Origin of the sequence: Streptomyces griseomycini (assembly GCF_014203535.1) — a bacterium.
Classification (GTDB): domain Bacteria; phylum Actinomycetota; class Actinomycetes; order Streptomycetales; family Streptomycetaceae; genus Streptomyces; species Streptomyces griseomycini.
On the sequence record NZ_JACHJI010000005.1, the window covers coordinates 142,483 to 162,854 of the forward strand.

Sequence of the window (20,372 nt, forward strand, 5' to 3'; positions counted from 1 at the left end):
GTGCCCGCCCTCCCCAGGGCGGGCACCCGTGCCCGTGCCGACGACGGACCTCAGTCCGTCGCCGGCACTGCGTCCGGCAGCCCCGCGCCGACGGTGTGACCGAGCAGGTGCAGGGGGGCCGCCGTGACCCCGGCTCGTTCCACGGCCTCCCAGTGGGCCCGCGCCACCGCCGCGTCCACCAGGCCGTGCACCAGCGGCAGTCCGTGCCCCGCGGCGTGCAGCAGGGACTCGGTGCGGCAGGACGCCAGGGTGCCCTCGATCCAGGGCTGGGCGAGGTACCCGGCCGCGGCGGCGGCCGGGAGGTCCGCGGCGACCTCCCGGTCGGTGGGCCCGACCCGCAGCAGCCCGCCGCCCAGGACCAGGACGTCCCTCCGTTCCCGCATGCGGGCGAGGGCCCGCCCGGTGTCGAAGCAGTGGGGGAAGGAGTCGTCGACCACGACGGCCCCCGGCCGGAGCCGGTCGACGTCGAGCACCGCGGCGGCCCCGCTCACCGCCGTCACCAGAAGATCCGCCCCGTGGACCGCGTCCGGCAGCGTCCCCCGTGTCTCCGCGACCTCCACGTCGCGGGCCAGTCCCCGCTCGCGCAGCCGGCGCCCCAGCTCCCCCAACCGCGGCCCGCTGCCGCGCACGTCGCACAGCAGCAGACGGCGCGGCGGGCGGGCGGCCAGCTCCAGCAGCAGTTCGAGCGAGGACGCGCCGATCGAACCCAGCCCGGCGAACGCCACCTCGAGGTCCGCCAGGTCCCGGCCCGTGGCCGCGAGCGCCGCGTGCACGGTCCTGACCACCGACACCACCGTCGTCGCGTGCCCCGTCGTCACGGCCGTCGGATACCGCCGGAACCGCAGCACGTCGAACCCGTAACCGGTCAGCGACGGGATCATCCCCGCGAGCGACACGCATCGCGCGCCCCGCGAGGCGGCCAGTGACACCGCGCGAGCGGTGTGGGACACCAGGGCGGTGTCCCGCCCGAGTTCGTCGGCGAAGAGCGGGACGCAGACGAAGCCCGACCGGCCCAGCGGCGTCCGCACCGTCTCCAGCAGCCGCGGGGCGCCGTCGGGGAACAGCAGGGCGCGCACCTCGTCGCGCGGCAGCGACGCCTCCGACAGGCCCGCCAGACGCGCCAGGTGCCCCGGCGCGGGCAGATAGCCGACCAGCGCGGCGTCCACCGTCTCCCGCCGTGTCCCGGTCCGGGGCACCCCGGTCCGGGCGCCCGCGGCGGCCCGCACCAGACGGCCGCGCACCGAGCCGGCGAAGTCGTCGAGCGCGGCCGGCGGGAACGCCGCGGCACAGCCGCGGACCGTCACCCGCAGGCCGTCGCCGTCGGGCCGTACCGCCATGAACACATCCGTCGCGGACGACGGCGGCAGGAACACGCCGTCCCCCGCCTCCCACGACACCCGCAGCGCGCCGCCGTCCACCGGGGCCAGTGCGGCGAAGTCGAGGAAGGTGAAGAAGAACTGCGAGGCCGACGGCAGCCCGTCGGCGCGCCGCGGGACCACGTCCTCGTGGGCCCGCGCGTCCTCCGCCTCGGCCGCGATCCGGCGCAGGGCGCCGGCGAAGTCCCCGTCCGCGAGCGGCTTCTCCGCCGCCCCTGCGGGCCGTACCGGCACGGCGGCGGCGAACGGCCCGAAGACCCGGTGCGCGTCGGGCAGCGCCCGGTCCCGGCCGCTCACCGCCAGCCCCACGATCAGGTCCGGCCGGCCGGTCACCGCCGTCAGCTCCTGGTAGTAGGCGGTCAGCAGCGGCGCGTACAGCGTGGTGCGCGCGGACGCGGCCAGCGCCCGCAAGGCGGCCGTCAGCGGTGCGTCGAGCGTGAACTCCGCCGAGCGGAACCGGGAGTCGCCGTCCCGCGCCGCACCGCCCTCACCCTCCACGGCGGTACGCAGCACCGGCGGCCGGTACGGGGCGCACACCCGGGCCGTCCGGGCCCGGTGCTCCGCCGTGGCCGGCGCGTCGGCGCCGGTCTCCCGCGAGGCCCCGGCCCGCGCCAGGACGTGGTCGCGGAAGTCCGACCGCGACGCGGGCGGTCGGGGTGTGCCGCCGCCGGCCAGCAGGTCGTACGCCTCGGTCAGTTCCCGTACCAGCAGCGCCGCGCTGTACCCGTCGCCGATGAGGTGGTGCGCGTGCACGAGCAGGACGTGTTCGTGCGGGGCCAGGGTGAGCACCCTGAGGCGCAGCAGCGGCCAGGCCCAGGGCTCGAGGCGCCGGGCGGCCTCGGCCGCCGCGCGCTCGTCCACCTCGGCGGGACCGGTGACCGTCTCGAAGACGACCGGCAGCCGCAGTGACCGGGGCAGTTCCTGCTGGACGGGCGGCCGGGCACCGGCCGGGAAGACGGTGCGCAGCATGCCGTGCCGCTCCACCAGCAGATCCACCGCCGTCTGGAAGACCTCCGGCTCCAGCGGTCCGGACAGCCGCAGCCGCGCCAGCCACGTCCCGTCGCCCGGCGAGAGCTCCTCGGCGAGCAGGAATCCGCGCTGGCCGGGGGTGACGGGGAACGGGCCGGCGGGGGAAGGGGCGACACGGGCGTCGCCCGCCGGACGGGCCGGGGCGGCGTCGACCGTGGAGTTCCGCTCCGCGGCGACCGCGTCCACGGCCGAGGCCAGCGCGGCCAGGGTGCGGTGACGGTAGATCACCGTCGGCCGGGGCAGCGGCCCCTCCCGCTCCGCGAGCCGGGCGAACACCTGGAGGACGAGCAGGGAGTCGCCGCCCAGGTCGAAGAAGTCGTCCTCCCGGTGGACGGGGGCCACCCGCAGCAGCTCGGACCAGATCGCCGCCAGCCGCCGCTCGGTCGCCGTGGCCGGCGCGGTCCCCCCGCCGCCGGACCGGTCGTCGGGGTCGAGCAGACCGGTCAGCGCCGAGCGGTCGACCTTGCCGGTACCGGTCAGCGGGAGCGCGTCGAGGAACACGACCCGTGCCGGGACCATGTACGACGGCAGGAGCCCGGCCAGTCGCCGTCGCACCTCCCCGGCGTCCCGCCGCCCCGCCCGGGCGGTGACGAAGGCGACCAGCCGCCCCTCGTGCGCGAGCACCGCGGCCCGCGCCACACCGGGGCACCTCTGGAGCGCCGCCTCGACCTCTCCCGGCTCCACCCGGTTCCCGCGGATCTTCACCTGGTCGTCGACCCGGCCCAGGAACTCCAGGGCGCCGTCCGCCGACCGGCGCACCCGGTCCCCGCTGCGGTACCAGCGCCGTCCCGCGCGCCACGTGAACGCCCGGGCGTTCAGCTCCGGTTCGTCCAGGTAACCCGGCGTCAGGCCGACTCCGGAGATGAGGAGTTCGCCCGGCTCGTCCGTTCCGCACGGGGTGCCGTCGGCGCCGACGACCTCCAGCTCGGCACCGGCCACGGGGCGTCCGATCGGCAGCCGCCGCACCTCGTCCCCGGGACGCGCGTCGATGACGTGGTACGTGGCGTTGACGGTCGTCTCGGTCGGCCCGTACAGGTTCGCGATCCGCGTGCCGTTCCCGAACAGGTCGAACCACCGGCGCACATGCTCCACGGGCAGTGCCTCACCGCCGACGTGCACCCAGCGCAGCGCGGACAGGTCCGCCGTCCCCGCTCCGCGAGCCCTCCGCTCCTCGGCGGCGGACAACAACTGCTCCCACAGCGTCGGTACGGAACTCCACACGGTCACGCGCGCCCGTTCCACGTGCTCCAGCAGCAGTTCCGGATCCCGCAGCAGGTCACGTTCCACGGTCACCACGGTGCCGCCGGCCAGCAGCGGCGCGAGCAGCTGGCGCACCGAGGCGTCGAAGCACGGCGACGCGGTCTGGGCGAGGCGGTCGTCGGCCCCGTAGCCGAAGGCGGTGACGGCCCAGTCGAGGTAGTTCTCCATCGCCCGGTGGGTGACCGGCACCGCCTTCGGCCGTCCCGTGGAGCCGGAGGTGAAGATGACGTACGCGATCGCCTCGGCGTCGGGCACGGCGTCGGCGGGCGGGGCGGAGGGCGCCGGGGCGGCAACGGGCCCCTCGTCGTCCGCCGGGCCGTCGAGCCGCACCGCCCGCGCGCCGGCGAGGGCCTCGGCGGCGCGCCGGGTGGGGGAGTGGCACACCACGGTGCCGGCGCCCGTACGGGCCAGCTGGTCGGCGAGGCGCGGCGTGGGATGGTCCGGGTCCAGCGGGACCCAGCCGGCCCCGGCCCGCAGAATGCCCACCACACCGACCACCGTGTCCGCGCCGCGCTCGGTGAGCAGCCCGACCAGGTCGCCCGGGCCCACGCCGAGCGCGCGCAGCCGCGCCGCGAGCAGCCCGGAGGCGCGGTCGAGCGCCCGGTAGGTGAGCGACGCGTCGCCCGCGTCGACGGCCACCGCGTCGGCCCTGGCCCGGAACCGGTCGAGCAGCCGGGTGACCAGGGGAAGGCTCCCGCCGGCTCGCGCGGCGGTGACGCCGTCCCGGTCCGGCGACGGCACGGCCGGCGCTCCCGGACCGTGCGGGGCCGGCGCTCCCGGCACGCGCAGGGCCGCCGCCAACTCCGCGCGGAACTCACGGTCCAGGCGCGCCACGGTCGTCCGCTCGAACAGCGGCGCCGGGAAGTTCCACGACACGCGCAGCACCGGGCCGTCCGCCCAGCACAGCAGGCTCAGCCGGGTCGCGGCCGACCCGGTGCCGGCCGCGGTCGCCCGTACCTCCACCGGGCAGCCGGCGGCGAGGCCGGCCGGGAAGCGGGCGAAGCTGAAGCCCGCCGGGCTCACCGTGCGAAGCCCGTCACCGGCGCCGGGCAGCAGCCCGGCCAGGTCGAGGCTGCTCGGCCCGGCGTGCCGCTCGCACTCCAGCCACAGGTCCCGCACCCGCCCCGCCAGCACCACGACCGGTTCGTCGTCGGCCACCTCGCACAGCAGCGGAAGGGTGTCGGCGAGCGGACCGACGAGTCGTTCCACGCCGTCGAAGCGGCCCTCGCGGCCGGCCCTGGCCACGTTCACGGCGATGTCCCGGCGCCCCGTCCACCGGGCCAGGCAGCGCACGTACGCGGCGAGCAGCAGGTGGAACAGGGACACGCCGTGCGCGGCGGCCAGCCGCTCCAGACCGGCGCCGGACCCGGCGTCGAACTCGCCGTGGTGCTGCACGACCGGACCGGTCGCGGGCGCGTCGGGATCACCGTCGTAGGGCAGCCGCAGCGGCTCGCCGCGCGCGGCGAGCCGCTGCGCCCAGTAGCGCCGGTCGGCGTCCGGCACGCCGCCGGGGCCGAAGCGCCGCACGCTCGCCGCGTACCGCGCGAAGTCCGGCGCCGGGGACGCCGCCCACCGGTCGCGCTCCCCGCGCCACAGCGCGGTGTAGGCGGCCCACAGCTCCTCGGCGAGGACGTTGAGGCTGTACCCGTCGGCCGCCGCGTGGTGCACGACCAGCAGCAGATGCGCGAGTTCCGGTTCCTGGCGGAGCAGCGCGGCGCGCACCGGCGGCCGGGCGGTCAGGTCGAAGGGCCGGTTGCACACGGCCGCCTCGACGCCGGCCACGTCCTCGGCGGCGCACTCACGCACCTCGAACCAGTCCGTCGGCGGCACCGGCGGCACCACGCGCTGCGTCGGCAGCGCGCCCGAGTCGTCCACGCGCAGCCGCAGCACGCCGTGCCGTCCGGCCAGCGCCGACAACGCCCGGACGAGGAGGCCGGTGTCCAGCGGACCGCGGATCGTCAGCCGCAGATGACCGCGCGCCGGGACGTCCGGGTGGAGGCGGCTGCTCGTGTACAGCGCGAGCTGCACGGGCGTCAGCGCGAAGGGCTCACCGTCCTCACCGTCCCCGGCGGGCGCGGAGGACGCCACCGCCGGGGCGGGCCGGTCCGGGGCCCCGAGGTCGAGGTGGGCGGCGAGTTCCCGCACCGTCCGGTGCTCGAAGAAGAGCGTGGCGGGCATGTCCCGCCCCAGCTTCCGCTCCAGCCGTCTGACGAGATCGACGGCGCCCAGCGAGTCCAGGCCGAGGGTCAGGAACGGCGTGTCGTCGTCCACCGCCGACACCGGGATCCCCAGGGACTGCGCGAGCAGTTCGCGCAGCGCGGCGGCCGTACCGGACGCGGCCGGGGGCCGGTCCGCACCCTCGGCCCCCTCCACGGCCGCGGGCCGCCCGGCCGGAGGGACGGGCGCCGGGCGAGGCACGGGCACCGGACGCGCCACGGACGCCGGATCGGCGAGGACCAGTTGGGGCGCGTCCGTGCCGCACGCCGACCGCAGCGCGGCCAGCGCGGGCGCGGTCGGCAGCGGCCGGCCCGCACTGGCCGCCGGAGCACCGGCGCCCGCGGCGGCGGCGAGGCCCGTCTCCGCGAACGGCCCGAGGTTCACCGACAGCCACGGCCGGCCGGCCAGGCGCTCCGCTCCGGCGAAGGCGTCGAGGTAGGCGTTCGCCGCCGCGTAGGAGCCCAGCGCGCCGGCCAGGCCCGGCAGCACGGACACCACCGACGAGAACGCGACACACACCCCGGGACGCTGCCCGTGCCGCTCCAGCGCCTCGGCCAGCAGGGCGGTGCCGAGGGTCTTCGCCCCCAGCGCGTCCACCAGCTCCCGCAGGTCCGTCCCGCGCAGGCTGCCCGGCCGGACGACCCCGGCCGCGTGGAAGACGGCGTCCAGCGGCGGCAGCGCGGCGACGAGCCGTTCGACGTCGTCCTCCGCGGTGAGGTCGGCCGCGACGTACCGGGCGTCGGCGCCCAGGCCGGCGAGCTCCTCCAGCAGGCCCCCGGACGGGCGCGGAGAGCGCCCCGCCAGCACCAGGACGGGCCTGCCCCGGCCGGCGAGCTCCCGGGCCAGAGCCGACCCGATCCCTCCGGCGCCCCCGGTGATCAGGAACGTGCCGTCGGCGGGCAGCCGGTCCGCACCGGCCGGCTCCCTCCGCGCCTCGGGCACGACGTGCCGCACCAGACGCTCTCCGCCCCGCCAGGCCACCGCCCCGGCCGCCCGTGGCGCCGCCGACTCGGCGACCAGTGCCCGCAGCCGCTGCTCCTCGCCGTCGAGGGAGGAGAGGTCGATCCAGTCCGCGACCACCCCCGCGGACTCCTCGGGCACCGCCAGGGCCAGCCCGCCCAGGACCGCCTGCGCCGGGTCCGCGCGCTCCGTGCCGTGGCCGGTGACGTGCGCGTCCTCGGTCACCACCAGCAGCCGGCGCGCCCCCGTCCGGTCGAGCAGCGCCAGCGCCCCGCGCAACGCCGTGACCGCCCGGAGCCGTCCCGCGCCGAGGTCCGCGGCCGTTCCCGGCCGGGCCGGTCCGCCGAGCAGGATCACGGTCCGCGGGGCGCGCACGCCGTCCGCCTCCGTGACCGCCGGTACGCCCCGGGCCGCGAGACCGTCCGCCAGCCGGCGCACCGCCGCCGCGTCCACCCCGCTCACCACCACGGGGCCGGCCGGTCCGGCACCGGGCGGCGGCGCCGGCCGCCACACGACGTCGTGCAGCAGCCCGTGCGCCGCCGGTCCGGGCCAGTACCCGCGCCGCCGGTACGGGTAGGGCGGCAGCGGCACCCGCCGGCGCCCCGCGTCGAACGCCGCACGGTCCACCGCCACGCCCCGCACCCACAGCCGCGCCACGGTCTGCGCCAACTCCCGCGCCCCGCCCGGCGGACCGTCCGCTCCGTCCGGCTCCACGGGGGCGGACACCACGAGGACCCCGCCGTCGGGCGCCTCTCCCCGAGCACGGTGCGGTCCGGTCGCCGTGCCGTCCGCTCCCCCCGCCCGGTGGCGGGCGGCGACCGCGCGGATCGCACCCGTGAGGTTCTCCCCCGCACCGAGCTCCACGAAGGTGTCGTACCCCTCGTCGACCAGGCGTGCCACGGCCCGGCCGAACAGCACCGGCCGCAGCGCGTGCTCCCGCAGGTGGTCCGGGTCCATCGGCGGCTGCCACGCGGCGGTGAGCGTGCTCATCACCGCGAACACGGGCGCCGACGGCGCCAGTTCCCGCGCGGCGTCCGACAGCGCCCGCGCCACCGGCTCCATCAACGGGGAGTGGAAGGCACGCGACACCCGCAGCGGGCGGACCGTCGCGCCCCGCCCGGTGAGCAGTCCGGACACCCGGTGGACCGCTTCGGGGGTACCGGAGAGCACCAGACGGCCGGGCCCGTTGTACGCCGCGACCGCGAGCTCACCGGGGAAGGCGTCCACCAGGGCGGCCACCTCCCGCTCCTCGGCGCCCCGCACCGCCGCCATGGCGCCCGGCGCCGTCGACTCCGCCATGAGCCGGCCCCGTTCCACCGCGAACGTCACCGCCTCGCGCAGCGACAGCATCCCGCCGGCGCACGCGGCCGCGAGTTCGCCGACGCTGTGTCCGACGACCGCGTCGGGCCGGACGCCCCACGCGACCAGTTGCCGGGCGAGGGCGACACCGTGCGCGACCAGCAGCGGCTGGGCCACCTCGGTCGCGGTCAGGTCCTCCGCGGTCACGTCGCCGTCGACGCACCAGGCCGTCAGCGCGCGTCCCCGTACGTCCCCGGCCAGGGCCGACGCCTCGTCGAGCGTGTCGCGGTAGACCGGTGCCGTCGCGTACAGCGCCCGGCCCCGGCCCGGCCGCGGATCACCCTGGCCGGGGAGGACGAAGACGGTCCGGGGCCGGTGCGTCACGGTCCCGACGACCACTCCCCGCCGCGCCCGCGCATCGGCGGCGCACGCCGCGGCGAGCCGTTCGCGCAGGTCGCCGGAGGCCACGAGCGCGAGGCGGTGGGACCGTTCGTCACGGGCCGCACCCGCCGTCAGACAGACGTCGCCCTCGTCGAGCCCCGGGCGGTCGCGCAGATGCTCCGCGAGGCGCGAGGCCCATGCGCGCAGCCCGTCCGCGCTGCCCGCCGACAGGGTCAGCAGGTTCGGGCCGTCGCCGCCCGGGCGCGGGGGACGCGGCGGGGCGGGCGGGGCCTGCTCCAGGACGGCGTGCGCGTTGGTGCCGCCGAAGCCGAAGGCGTTGACGCCCGCCCTGCGCGGCCCGGGCGACTCCCAGTCGCTCAACTCGGTGACCAGCGCGAACCCCGCCTCCGCCACCGCCGGGGAGGGGGGACCGTGGTGCAGCGAGGCCGGCAGCCGACCGTGTCCGAGGGCCAGCACCACCTTCGCCAGGGAGGGCAGCGCGGCGGCGTTCAGCAGGTGCCCGAGGTTGGTCTTCACCGAGCCGAGCAGCCGGGGCCGGCCGTCCGGGCGGCGCGGGAAGGCGTGGGCGAGGGACCGCAGTTCGATCGGGTCCCCGACGGCGGTGCCCGTGCCGTGGGCCTCCACGTACGTCACCGACGCCGGGTCGACGCCGCAGTCCTCGTAGGCCCGCTCGATCACCTCGCGCTGGCGCAGCGGGTTGGGCGCCAGCAGACTCAGCGACGTGCCGTCGTTGTTGACGGCGGTGCCGCGGACGACGGCCAGGACCTCGTCGTCGTCCCGGTGGGCGTCCGCGAGGCGCCGCAGCACGAGGGCCGCGCCGCCCTCACCCGGCACGAATCCGTCGGCGGACGAGGCGAAGGCGCGGCTGCGGCCGGTCGGCGACAGCGCCCGCGCCGCACGGAGCGCGTCGTGCGCGGCCGGGGTGAGGTGCAGATTGACCCCTCCGACCACCGCGACGTCGCACTCGCCGTCCGTGAGGCTGCGCCGGGCGAGGTGCAGGGCCACCAGGCCGGAGGAGCAGGCGCTGTCCACGGCGAGCGCCGGGCCGTCCAGGTCGAGGCAGTGCGCCACCCGGGCCGCGACGAGGTTGGGGAGGTTGCCGGTCAGGGCGGCGGTCCCGGCGGACGGCGCACCGCCGTGACCGGCGTCGGCGAGGATCTGCCGGTAGCCGCTGTCGCCGACGGCGGCGAAGACGCCGATCCGCAGGCCGCGGCGGCGGGGACCGGCGTACCCGGCGCGTTCCAGTGCCTCGTGGGCCAGCTCGAGGAAGACGCGCGCCTGCGGGTCGAGCGCGCGCGCCTCCTCGGCGCCGATCCCGAAGTGGTCGGCGTCGAAGGCGGCGGGGTCGTCCAGGAAGGCGCCCCGGTGCCCTTCGGCCGTCGCCGCGGCCTCGTCGGCCGGATGAGCCGTGTCCCAGCGGCCTTCGGGCACCGGGGTCACGGCGTCGCGTCCGGCGGCGAGCAGGTCCCAGAACTCCTCCGGCGTGCTCGCCCCGGGGAACCGGCAGGCCAGACCCACCACGGCGGTCACCGGTGCCCGCCCGCCGGAGGACGGTCGCGACGGCCCGTCCGGCGCCCCACGGCCGGACGCCCGTCGCCCCGCCGTGCCGGCGAGGGCCTCCAGGAGGTGGTCGGTGAGGCCGGCGACCGTGTCGTCGCGCAGCACGCCCGGTGCGAGGGTCACGCCGAGGGCCCGTTCCAGTCCGGCGAGCGCCTCCATGGCCTTCAGCGAGCCGCCGCCCAGTTCGGCGAACCGGTCCCGGTCCCCGAACGACGCCTCCGGCAGCCCCAGCACCCCGGCCCAGACCTCCCGCACCACGCGCCGCACCTCCGCGCGCGACCGGGGCGCCGACGCCCCGGCCCCGGGCAGCCGCCGGGACGCTCGCACGGGCCCACCGGTCGATCCGCCCCCCTCCGGCCCGGAAGAGGCCGCAGGGCGGTACCTCCCCGCCTCGAACCGCGCCCGCATCCGCTGCCGCTGCACCTTGCCGCTGGTCGTGCGGGGGAAGGCGGACGGCGGCAGCGCCAGCACCCGCACGTCGTCGTGGCCCAGCGCCGCGCGGACCCGCCGCGCGACCCGGTCGAGCACCTCGGCCGCGGAGCGCGGCGGCCGGGCCCAGGAGACGAACACCACCACCCGCTCGCCGCCGGTCACCGGGTCGGTCGACCCGACCACCACCGTGGTGCCCGGCGGTACCCCGGGCGTGGCGGCCGCCACCTCCTCCATGTCCGGGGCGTGGAACGTACGGCCGTTGACGAAGAGGACGTCCTTGTGCCGCCCGCTCACGCACAACCGGCCGCCCCGCAGGAAGCCCAGGTCACCGGTGCGCAGCCAGCCGTCGGCGAAGGCCGCGGCCGTCGCCTCGGGCAGGCCGTGGTAACCGCGTGCGACCTGCGGGCCGCGCACCTCGATGTGCCCCACCCGCCGGTCGCCCAGGGGCCGGCCGGCGTCGTCGGTGATGCGCACCGAGCAGCCCGGCACCGGCAGGCCGACGTCCATCAACTCCACCGTGTCGCCGCCCGGTTGCCGTTCCACCGCCCGGCCGCGGCTGAGGGCGTCGCGCTCCAGCGCCACCGGCACGGCCACCTCGCCCGGCGGCGGGAACGCGACGGCCAGCGTCGCCTCGGCCAGCCCGTACACGGGCGTCGCCGCGCGCGGGTCCAGCCCGGCCGCGCGCGTCCTGGCCGCGAAGTCCCGCCACACCGTCGCCGAGATCGGCTCGGCCCCCACCAGGACCAGCCGTACCGCGCTCAGGTCCAGCCCGGCGAAGACCTCTTCGGGGACCCGGCGGACGGTCAGGGCGAGGGCGAAGTTGGCGGCCGACAGGATCGTGGCCCGGTGCGCGGCGGCCACGTCGAACCACAGCCGGGGGTTCTTCGCGAACGAGAGCGGACCGATCCTCACCTGCTTGGCCCGCGCGGCGAGCGGCGCCAGATGCGTGCCGATGAGGCCCATGTCGTGGAAGTACGGCATCCAGCTGACCACCACGTCCCGGTCCGTGAGGGCGGAGGACTCGGCCAGCTGCCGCAGGTTCGCCAGGACGGCCGCGTGGGTCAGCTCCACGCCCTTGGGCGCCCCCGTGCTGCCGGAGGAGAACTGCAGGAAGGCCAGGTCCTCCGGGGCGGGCGTGGCGGGGGACGCGAGAGGACGGCCTTCCCGCAGCGACTCCAGCCGCAGGACGCGGGCGTCCCCGGGGAGCCGGTCGGCCACGTGCGCGCAGCCTTCGTCCACCGCGACCGGGGGACGGCCGAGGTGTTCCCACACCGGGCGGACCCGCCGCACGTCGGGTGCCAGGGGCACCGGCACCAGCCCGGCCGCGAGAGCGCCCCAGAACAGGGGCTGGAAGTCCTCGCCGCGGTCCGCGAGCACCGGTACGCAGGTGCCCGGCTCCACCCCCGCGTCGCGGTACCCGCCCGCGACGCGCAGGGACTCCTCCAGAAGCGCCCGGAAGGTGACGGCCACCTCGCCGCCGTCACCCCGGACGTGGACGACCACCTGTTCGGGGGATCGGCGGGCGGCGTCCAGCAGGACGTCCAACAGCGTTGCGGCGTTCATGGATCCGTTCGTTCATGCGTGGGCGACCGACGCTCTGTGGGACGGTCCGGACCCGGACCGGGTTGCTCCCGCCCGCGAACCGTCGCCCACCATGATCACGTACTGACCGCCGACCGCTGTCGCGGGCTCAGACGCCGCAGGTCGGCGCCGACCAGTACCGGCTGCCGCGGTGGTCGACGTGGGTGTGGTCGTCGTGCCCCGGGTAGCCCGGGCCGAGGATGCCGCGGAAGCCGTGGTACCGGGCCTGCTTGGCCAGGGTGCACAGGGAGTGCGGCCCGGCGCCTAGGTCGGCCGCGTCGCCGTACAGATGGCGGCTGCCGCTCGCGCCGCCCACGGCGTCGTTGCAGGCGTGGGAACGGAAACCGCTGGTGACCCGGATCGGCTCGTCGCCGAGCGCGTGGCGCAGGGCCTCCAGCTTCCACATCGTCCGCAGGGCGTTGGCCTTGGCCGTCGCGGCGCCGACCGCGCCGCCCGACCAGGTGGAGTTGCAGTCGTTCAGCTCGCTGTAGGAGAAGTGGACCGGCGTGCAGTCGTCGTCCTGGAGGGCGTACAGCTTGTTGTAGGTGGCGGGGCCCGCCACGCCGTCCGCGGCCAGGCCGTACGCCGACTGGAAGCGCTTGAGGGCGGCCGCGGTGGCCGGTCCGAAGCTGCCGTCGACGGCCAGCACGGAACCGTAGCCCGGGTAGCCCCCGAGCCGGATCTGGAGCTGGGTGACATCGGCGCCCGAGGCGCCCTGGGACAGCGTGCGGGTCCAGGTGTAGCAGCCGTCGGCGTGCGCGGTCCCCGCGGTGGCGACCGTTCCCACGACCGCGGCAGTCATGAGCATGACAATAGAGAGAACGAGGCGCAGAGCGCGTCCGAACATGTGATCTCCGGTTCCGGAACGTGTGGTTCGACTGGGTGACGGGCCATGTGACGCGTGTCAACCATGGGACACACGCCCGACCGGACGCAAGGTCCCCGCGCGACCCGGCGGGCGCACGCGGTGCACGCGTGAGCCCTGGACGCGCCCCCGCGGCCGTACGGACAATGCAGTGCCCCTGATCACCCCGCGAAGTGCCGTGCCCAGCCGCCGATGCCGAGGAAAGCAGGTCGACCGCCGTGCTGTTGCGTCTGCCCACGTCCCTGTCCGAAGCACAGCAGTGTCTGGCCGAGGGAGCGGTGCCCGTCGGCGGGGCCACACTCGTGTGGGCCCTCTGGCAACGGGACGGCTTCCCCGAACAGGCGATGTCCCTGCGCTGTCTTCCGGAGGCCAACGTGATCGGACGTGAGGCGCTGGGCGCGGCCGTCCTGCTGCACCAGGCGGACGCCCGCCTGCCGGAGGTGCTGCGCCGTGCGGCCTCCACCGTGGGCACCGGTGCCGTGCGGCGCACGGCCACGGTCGGCGGCAACATCGTGGGCAGCACGCTGCGCTGCCTGCTCCCCGCGGCCCTGGCGCTGAACGCGCGGGCGACCGTGCTGGACCGGGACGGAAGCTACGAGACCGATCTGGCCGAAGTGGTGTCGAAGCGTCACCTGCTGCTCGGCCTGCGCTGGCAGGCCCCCGTGACCAGCGGCTACCACAAGGCGGCCGCGGAGCCGGGCGGACCGCCGCCGCTCGTCGTCGCCACCGCCGTCCACGCCGGGAGCGACGGGCGGCACCACCTCACGGTCGCCGTCCGTGACGGTTACGAGGTCGTCAGCGGGACCACGCCCTGCCACACCGGGTCCGAGCAGGCGCTCCACTCCCTGGACCGCACGGACCTCGGCGCACTCCCGTCGACGGCCCGGGACGCGGTGCGCCGGGAGGTGACCGGCGTCCTGGCCCGGTCCGCCGGCTCCTGACGGTGCCACCGCCCGCGCCGCTCCCGGCGCTTTTGCCTGCCTGCGGGGGGCAGCGCGGGGAGTCAGCGGACGAACAGACCCGTGAGGGTCCCCAGTGCGCAGGCGCAGGCGAGGACGGCGCAGGCACAAGCGACGTGGCGCCTGAACAGGCCACGCCGCAACTGGAGGTACCGGGCCTCGTACTCCTCCCGCAGCTGCGCGGCGCGTTCGACCGTGCTCCGCAGCATGCGGCGGGTGAAGTCGAGACGCCGCTGCACGTAACGGTGCGTGAGCTCCTCGGCCTGGGTCGACGTCAGCCACGGCAGCCCGGCGCACAGTTCGTCGGCCTCGCGGCGCGCCTCGTCGAGGTGCGCCTGCGCCATGAGGTGGCCCTCCGCCTCCGCGACGAGCGCCGAGACCTGACCGGCCTCCGGGCGGGGGCCCCGGCCCCTGATCACGATCTGTCGCTCTCGTGCCCGGCGGCGTCGATCACGTCGCGCCTGTGGACGTTCTCCTTCTCGTCCAGCCGGGCCACGGCGGGGTGGTGCAGGTCGAAGGCGGGGGACTCGGAGCGGACGCGGGGCAGCGTGACGAAGTTGTGGCGCGGCGGCGGGCAGGAGGTGGCCCACTCCAGGGAACGCCCGTATCCCCACGGGTCGTCGACCTCGACCTTCTCCCCCTTCTGCGCGGTCGCCCACACGTTGTACAGGAAGGGCAGCGTGGACAGACCGAGCAGGAAGGCGCCGATGGAGGAGGCGGTGTTGAGGGCGGTGAAGCCGTCGGCGGCCAGGTAGTCGGCGTAGCGCCGCGGCATGCCCTCGGCGCCGAGCCAGTGCTGGATGAGGAAGGTGGCGTGGAAGCCGACGAAGAGGGTCCAGAAATGGACCTTCTCGAGGCGTTCGTTGAGCATGGTGCCGGTCATCTTCGGCCACCAGAAGCTGAATCCGGCGAACATCGCGAAGACGATGGTGCCGAAGAGGACGTAGTGGAAGTGGGCGACCACGAAGTAGCTGTCGTGGACGTGCCAGTCCAGCGGGGGCGAGGCGAGGATGACCCCGGTCAGCCCGCCGAAGAGGAAGGTGACCAGGAAGCCCACCGCCCAGAGCATGGGGGGTTCGAAGGACAGTGAGCTATTCCACATGGTGCCGATCCAGTTGAAGAACTTCACGCCGGTGGGGACGGCGATCAGGAAGCTCATGAAGGAGAAGAAGGGCAGCAGGACGGCACCGGTGGCGAACATGTGGTGGGCCCACACGGTCGCGGACAGACCGGTGATGGCGATGGTGGCGCCGACCAGCCCCATGTAACCGAAGATGGGCTTGCGGGAGAACACCGGGATGATCTCACTGATCACGCCGAAGAACGGCAGGGCGAGGATGTAGACCTCGGGGTGGCCGAAGAACCAGAACAGGTGTTGCCACAGGATGGGTCCGCCGTTCTCGGCGTTGAAGACCTGGGAGCCGAAGCGGCGGTCGGCTTCCAGTACGAGCAGGGCGGCGGCCAGGACGGGGAAGGCGAGCAGGACCAGCACCGAGGTGAGCAGGACGTTCCAGGTGAAGATGGGCATGCGGAACATGGTCATGCCGGGAGCGCGCATGCAGATGATGGTGGTGATGAAGTTGACCGCGCCCAGGATGGTGCCGAAGCCGGAGAGCGCCAGTCCCATGATCCACAGGTCGGCGCCGGTCTGGGGGCTGCGTGTGTGGTCGCTCAGCGGGGGGTAGGCCGTCCAACCGTAGTCGGCTGCCCCTTCGGGGGTGAGGAAGCTGGCCGTGACGATCAGGCCGCCGAGGGCGAACAGCCAGTACGACAGCATGTTCAGCCGGGGGAAGGCGACGTCCGGGGAGCCGATCTGCAGCGGCATGATCGCGTTGGCGAAACCGGCGAACGTCGGCGTGGCGAACAGCAGCAGCATGATCGTGCCGTGCATGGTGAACGACTGGTTGTACTGCTCGCTGGACAGCAGCTGCAGGCCGGGGCGGGCCAGTTCCGCCCGGATCGCCATCGCCAGCACTCCGCCGATCAGGAAGAAGATGAACGACGTGATCAGGTAGAGATGCCCGATCTTCTTGTGGTCCGTCGTCGTCAGCCAGGAAACGATCACCTGACCCCTGGTGTGACGTTCGCCCGCCGGAACGGGGGCCACCGGCTCGGTGTGTGTCGCCATCGATTTCCTCAATATGCAGCGGTCGGTACACAGCCCGTACGGGCGGAGAGTCAAAACCAGTGCGTCACAACAGCCTGTACGGTCGGGGAGTCACGACCGGTGCGTCGTGCGGCCGGTCCCCGCCTCGGACAGTGTGTGACCAACTCAGGGGAAACTAGTCCCGCCGGTGCCGTGCGGCCGCCGCGCGCGGGCCGACGTTGGGCCGTGCGGGCGAATGATTCATTCGCCCGAGTGAGTGTTCGCAGAGCCTGCGGTTCCGAACCGTCGCGGGCCGCGCCGGCGCGGTGACCGGAACGGTGCGGGGTACTCCGGAGGAAACCGGTACGGGCGGATGGTGCGGCGGGGGCCTCCGCCCCCGACGGACGGGATGGCCATGGCACGGAACCAGGGCGGCCACACGGACGACGCGGTCGCCGTCACGTTCATCGGCAACGCCACGCTCCTGCTGAGGTACCAGGGGCTCACCCTGCTCACCGATCCCAACTTCCTGCACCGCGGGGAGTACGCCCACCTGGGATACGGACTGCTGAGCCGGCGCCTGACCGAGCCCTCGGTCGGCATCGGCGACCTCCCCCGCCTCGACGCGGTGGTGCTGTCCCATCTCCACGGTGACCACTGGGACCGCCGGACGAACCGGCACCTGGACCACGAGGTGCCGGTCCTCACCACACCGCACGCGGCCCGCCGCCTCAGGGTCCTGCACGGCTTCCGCCGTACGGCGGGGCTGCGCACCTGGCAGGGACTCGTCGTGGAGCGCGGGGGCCACCGGGTCACCGTCACGGCGCTGCCGGGCCGGCACGCCGGTCAGCCCCTGCTGCGCGGGCTGCTGCCCCCGGTGATGGGCAGCATGCTGGAGTTCGGTCCCGTGGGAGGACCGGTCCGGCTCCGGCTGTACGTGTCCGGTGACACGCTGGTGTACGACGGCATCGAGGAGATCGCGCGCCGCTTCCCGGCCGCCGATCTGGCCGTGCTCCACCTGGGCGGCACGAGGCTCCCGGGCGGCTTCGTGGTGACCATGGACGGTGCGCAGGGAGCGGAACTCGCCCGGCGCCTCGATCCGCGGCTGATCCTGCCCGTTCACTACCACGACTACACGGTGATGCGCTCTCCGCTGTCCGCGTTCCTCACCGAGGCCGGCCGGATCGGCCTCGACGACCGGATCGTCCACTGCGGCCACGGGCAGAGCGTCCGCCTGACCGCCGAGCGGGGCGCGGCGCCGGTGGCCTTCTGACCCGGCGCGCACACCGTGCGCTCAGCCGGCCGGCCGGTCAGTCGAAATAGGATTCGAGCGTGCCGCGGCGCCGGACGTCGAGTGTCGCGCAGTGGAACGAGCCGCCGAACGCCGCGTAGTGCAGCAGGTCGCACGGGATCGGTTCGAACCCCCACCGCTCGAGCGCGCGCAGCATGCCGGTGTGGTTCCGTTCCGCGATCACCCGTTTCTCGTCGACCATGAGGACGTTCATGCTGAGCCACCTGCCGCACATGGAGGTGATCCTGAGCAGGCGGTCGGTGATCGGGTCCGGCTCGGGAGCGACCAGGATGTCCCAGGAACTCAGCACCTCGGGCAGGCGGTCGACGTCGACGTACTCGGGATTGACCAGCGCCTTGCCGGGCGCGAGCGGGACGAACGTCGTGTCGATGTGCATCGGCGTGCGGCACCGGCTCTCGATCTCGTGGATGCGGTAACCGGGGCCCAGGTGGCGGCGCAACCAGTCGATGCCCATGCCGTTGGTGACATTGCTCCGCGTGACGAACAGATCGCGTCCGGCGCGCACAAAATCCGCCGCGTCGAACACCGGCTCGAACTCGGTGAGGATGTAGCGCATGGGCTCGCCCGCCGCGGGCACGCTGAAATCCGCCTCGAACAGGTCGTCGGTGAGCTGCGGCTTCGGCGCCGCCGTCCAGCGCGCGCCGCGTCGGAAGTAGTCCTTGAGGATCGCGCGGTAGGAGTGCGTTTCGAAATACCGGCACGGCCATGCCATCGGTGTCTCGATGATCTCGTCGCCGACGACGAGCATGCTGTCCCGCGGACAGCTGTTGCAGAACCCGCGCGACGACCAGTCCGGAGTACCGAAGCGCTTCCGGTGGTCGACCGCGTCGGGGCGTCGGACGGTGATGTCGAGGGACCGCAGGAGTGCGATGAACCGGTCGAGCTCCCGCTGCGCCCGCTCGACCAGGACCCGCGGGTACCTCAGGCCGGCGGCGCGCCCCTGCACGCGCGCCGCCCACGGGGGAATGTTGCAGGTCACGACGGGATGGTTCGACGGGATCGTCGCGCCCTCCAGGCGCCCGACGATGATTTCCTCCAGCGGGTCCCACTCATTGTGCGAATTGACCGGGGAGGCGCCGGGTTCCGGGGAAGGGGCGGTCGCGGCCGCCGTCGTGGCATCGGGCCTCTGCACAACCGCCATAGCGAACCGCTTTCGATCACAGAAGTGAGTAACTCAGTATAATCAAATCATTACTCAGCGGATGTGCGGAAGTCGTTCTCCCGTCGGCACGTCCTTGCGGACGAAGGCCCGGCGCAGCGCGTGGTAGGGAGCCTCGGGATCGAAGAAGACCCGGCGCATGTGCGCCAGTTCCCGCTCGCGCACCGTGCTCAGCGGGGTGGCGGCCTCCCGGCGCTCGCACTCGTCCTTCTTCGCGACGAGGCGCGCCTGTGCCCCGGGCGGGTGCGCCTCGTGGTGAGCCAGCCGGGTGACCTCGGCGGCGAAGTCCGCGGGGGCGCACTCGACCACCCGGTCGGCCAGGCCGATGTCCCGGGCCCGCTCGGCACTGAGCGGCAACGCGTCCTCGGTGAGCCGCAGTGCCGTCGCGGCGCCCACCCGGCGCGGCAGGCTGTACGTCCAGTACTCGGACCCGTACAGGCCCATGAGCCGGTAGTGCGGGTTGAGCACGGAGCCGGAGCGGCACCACACCTCGTCGGCGGCCAGCGCCAGCATGACCCCGCCGGCCGCCGCGTTCCCGCCGATCGCGGCGACGACGAGGCGGTCGGTGGTGGTCAGGACGGCCTCGACGAGGTCGTTCATGGCGTTGATGTTGGCCCAGGACTCCGCGGCGGGGTCGGGCGCCGCCTCGATGACGCCGAGGTGGATGCCGTTGGAGAAGAAGTCCCGCGCACCGCCGAGCACCAGCACCGTGGTGGGCCGCTCGCAGGCCGCCCGGTAGGCGTTCAGCAGCCGCCGGCAGTGGTCGGTGGACATCGCGCCGCCGGGGAAGGAGAACGACAGCACCCCCACCGGGCCGTCCTCCCGGTACCGGACGTCCGACCAGGTGGCGTCGGAGTCGGGGCACAGGACGGGCGCGGGCAGGTCCGGCACGTGCGGCATGCGTCCGGCCAGGGCGAGCACGGCGGGCAGCTTGCAGGCGCGCGGGGCGCCGGGGCCGGTCCGGGCCCGCAGTTCCGGGAGCCACACCGCGCCGTCCGCCGTGGCCCGGCAGACCGCGCCCGCCCGGGTGGCCAGCAGCTCGCCGGGACGCCCGCGCAGGCGGTGCTCGGGATGACCGCCGTGCAGGAACCATTCCCCGCCGAGCAGTTCGTCCCTGACGCCGGGCTGGGAGTCGGCGGCGCGCAGTTTGCGCAGCACCGTCTCGGTCGGATCGTCGGCCCAGGCGATACGGCGCGTCTCCTGGCGCATCGGGGGACGGCGCCGGGCGCCGGGTGCGCTCGGCGGGCCGCTCCGGTCGGCGGGGGAGCGGCTGCCGGAGGCGAACCGCTCGACGGCCGTCAGGACGGCGTCGAGGGCCGCGTCGGACAGCTCGTTGCGGTACAGGTCGCTCTTGGCCACCCGCGGCACGGGGAGGTCCGCCGTGGCCCACACGGGCCCCGCGCCCACCTCCTCCTCGGCCTGGAGAACGGTGACCCCCCACTCACCGGCGCCCTCGTGGATCGCCCAGTCCAGGGAGGACGGGCCCCGGTCGCCGACCGGCCCGGGGTGCACGATCAGACACGTCCGGGTCGCCCACACCTCGCGGGGCACGACCGCCTTCAGCATGGGTGCCACGATCAGGTCGGGCTCGTGCCGGCCCACGGCGCGGACCACGTCGTGGCTCTCGGGCGTCACCTCGACGGCGACGGCGTGCCCGTGGTCGCGCAGTTCGGCGTGCACCCGCTGCGTGAGGCTGTTGTAGGCGCCGGCGACGAGCAGGATGCGCATGGGGACGGCCCTTCCGGAGATGCTCTGGCCGTCGGGGGTGGGCGGCCCGGCTGTCTGCGATGGTCGGACACACCGGGCCGGGAACGTCGACAGGAATCCCACTTGTCACCCGTGAGGGTGGATGTCGCGGCCGCTTGGCGGGCAGCC

The 20,372-nt window shown here is 75.1% G+C and carries 8 protein-coding genes; 2 read left to right on the forward strand and 6 right to left on the reverse strand.

What is annotated here, in order from left to right; all coding sequences use genetic code 11:
* Window positions 1-50: 50 nt before the first annotated feature.
* Both FHS37_RS15315 and FHS37_RS15320 read right to left on the reverse strand, forming a co-directional pair.
* A complete protein-coding gene (locus FHS37_RS15315; protein ID WP_184821411.1) occupies window positions 51-12,098 on the reverse strand; it encodes a non-ribosomal peptide synthetase/type I polyketide synthase in 12,048 nt (4,015 codons plus the stop codon).
* Window positions 12,099-12,225: 127 nt separating this feature from the next.
* On the reverse strand, window positions 12,226-12,963 hold the full coding sequence (locus FHS37_RS15320) for a D-Ala-D-Ala carboxypeptidase family metallohydrolase (RefSeq protein WP_229889874.1): 738 nt from the start codon (window positions 12,961-12,963) through the stop codon (window positions 12,226-12,228).
* 236 nt (window positions 12,964-13,199) lie between these two features.
* Between FHS37_RS15320 and FHS37_RS15325 the strand changes: the two genes are divergently transcribed.
* On the forward strand, window positions 13,200-13,922 hold the full coding sequence (locus FHS37_RS15325; RefSeq protein WP_184821422.1) for an FAD binding domain-containing protein: 723 nt from the start codon (window positions 13,200-13,202) through the stop codon (window positions 13,920-13,922).
* Window positions 13,923-13,984: 62 nt separating this feature from the next.
* On the opposite strand, the gene FHS37_RS15330 is transcribed toward FHS37_RS15325, so the two are convergent.
* Window positions 13,985-14,359: a hypothetical protein gene (locus tag FHS37_RS15330; RefSeq protein ID WP_184821424.1), complete on the reverse strand. Its 375-nt coding sequence runs from the start codon at window positions 14,357-14,359 to the stop codon at window positions 13,985-13,987.
* Complete coding sequence (gene ctaD, locus FHS37_RS15335) at window positions 14,356-16,068, reverse strand: aa3-type cytochrome oxidase subunit I (protein ID WP_221499844.1); 1,713 nt, start codon at window positions 16,066-16,068, stop codon at window positions 14,356-14,358. Before ctaD ends, FHS37_RS15330 begins: the two co-directional genes overlap by 4 nt.
* Window positions 16,069-16,441: 373 nt before the next feature.
* On the opposite strand from ctaD, the gene FHS37_RS15340 reads away from it, so the two are divergent.
* The gene (locus FHS37_RS15340) at window positions 16,442-17,299 is read left to right on the forward strand and encodes an MBL fold metallo-hydrolase (RefSeq protein WP_184821426.1); all 858 of its coding nucleotides are present in this window, start codon (window positions 16,442-16,444) and stop codon (window positions 17,297-17,299) included.
* Window positions 17,300-17,336: 37 nt separating this feature from the next.
* On the opposite strand, the gene FHS37_RS15345 is transcribed toward FHS37_RS15340, so the two are convergent.
* Both FHS37_RS15345 and FHS37_RS15350 read right to left on the reverse strand, forming a co-directional pair.
* Window positions 17,337-18,479 carry an amidinotransferase gene (locus FHS37_RS15345; protein WP_184821428.1) on the reverse strand — a complete coding sequence of 381 codons (1,143 nt, stop codon included), beginning with the start codon at window positions 18,477-18,479 and terminating at the stop codon, window positions 17,337-17,339.
* Between the two features lie 54 nt (window positions 18,480-18,533).
* The gene (locus FHS37_RS15350; protein WP_184821430.1) at window positions 18,534-20,225 is read right to left on the reverse strand and encodes a hydrogenase maturation protein; all 1,692 of its coding nucleotides are present in this window, start codon (window positions 20,223-20,225) and stop codon (window positions 18,534-18,536) included.
* Between the last annotated feature and the right edge of the window lie 147 nt (window positions 20,226-20,372).

Excerpts from the sequence above, each read along its gene's own strand:
- FHS37_RS15315 (WP_184821411.1), bottom strand. The coding sequence starts at position 12,098 with ATGAACGCCGCAACGCTGTTGGACGTCCTGCTGGACGCCGCCCGCCGA.
- FHS37_RS15320 (WP_229889874.1), bottom strand. The coding sequence starts at position 12,963 with ATGTTCGGACGCGCTCTGCGCCTCGTTCTCTCTATTGTCATGCTCATG.
- ctaD (WP_221499844.1), bottom strand. The coding sequence starts at position 16,068 with ATGGCGACACACACCGAGCCGGTGGCCCCCGTTCCGGCGGGCGAACGT.
- FHS37_RS15340 (WP_184821426.1), top strand. The coding sequence starts at position 16,442 with ATGGCACGGAACCAGGGCGGCCACACGGACGACGCGGTCGCCGTCACG.
- FHS37_RS15345 (WP_184821428.1), bottom strand. The coding sequence starts at position 18,479 with ATGGCGGTTGTGCAGAGGCCCGATGCCACGACGGCGGCCGCGACCGCC.
- FHS37_RS15350 (WP_184821430.1), bottom strand. The coding sequence starts at position 20,225 with ATGCGCATCCTGCTCGTCGCCGGCGCCTACAACAGCCTCACGCAGCGG.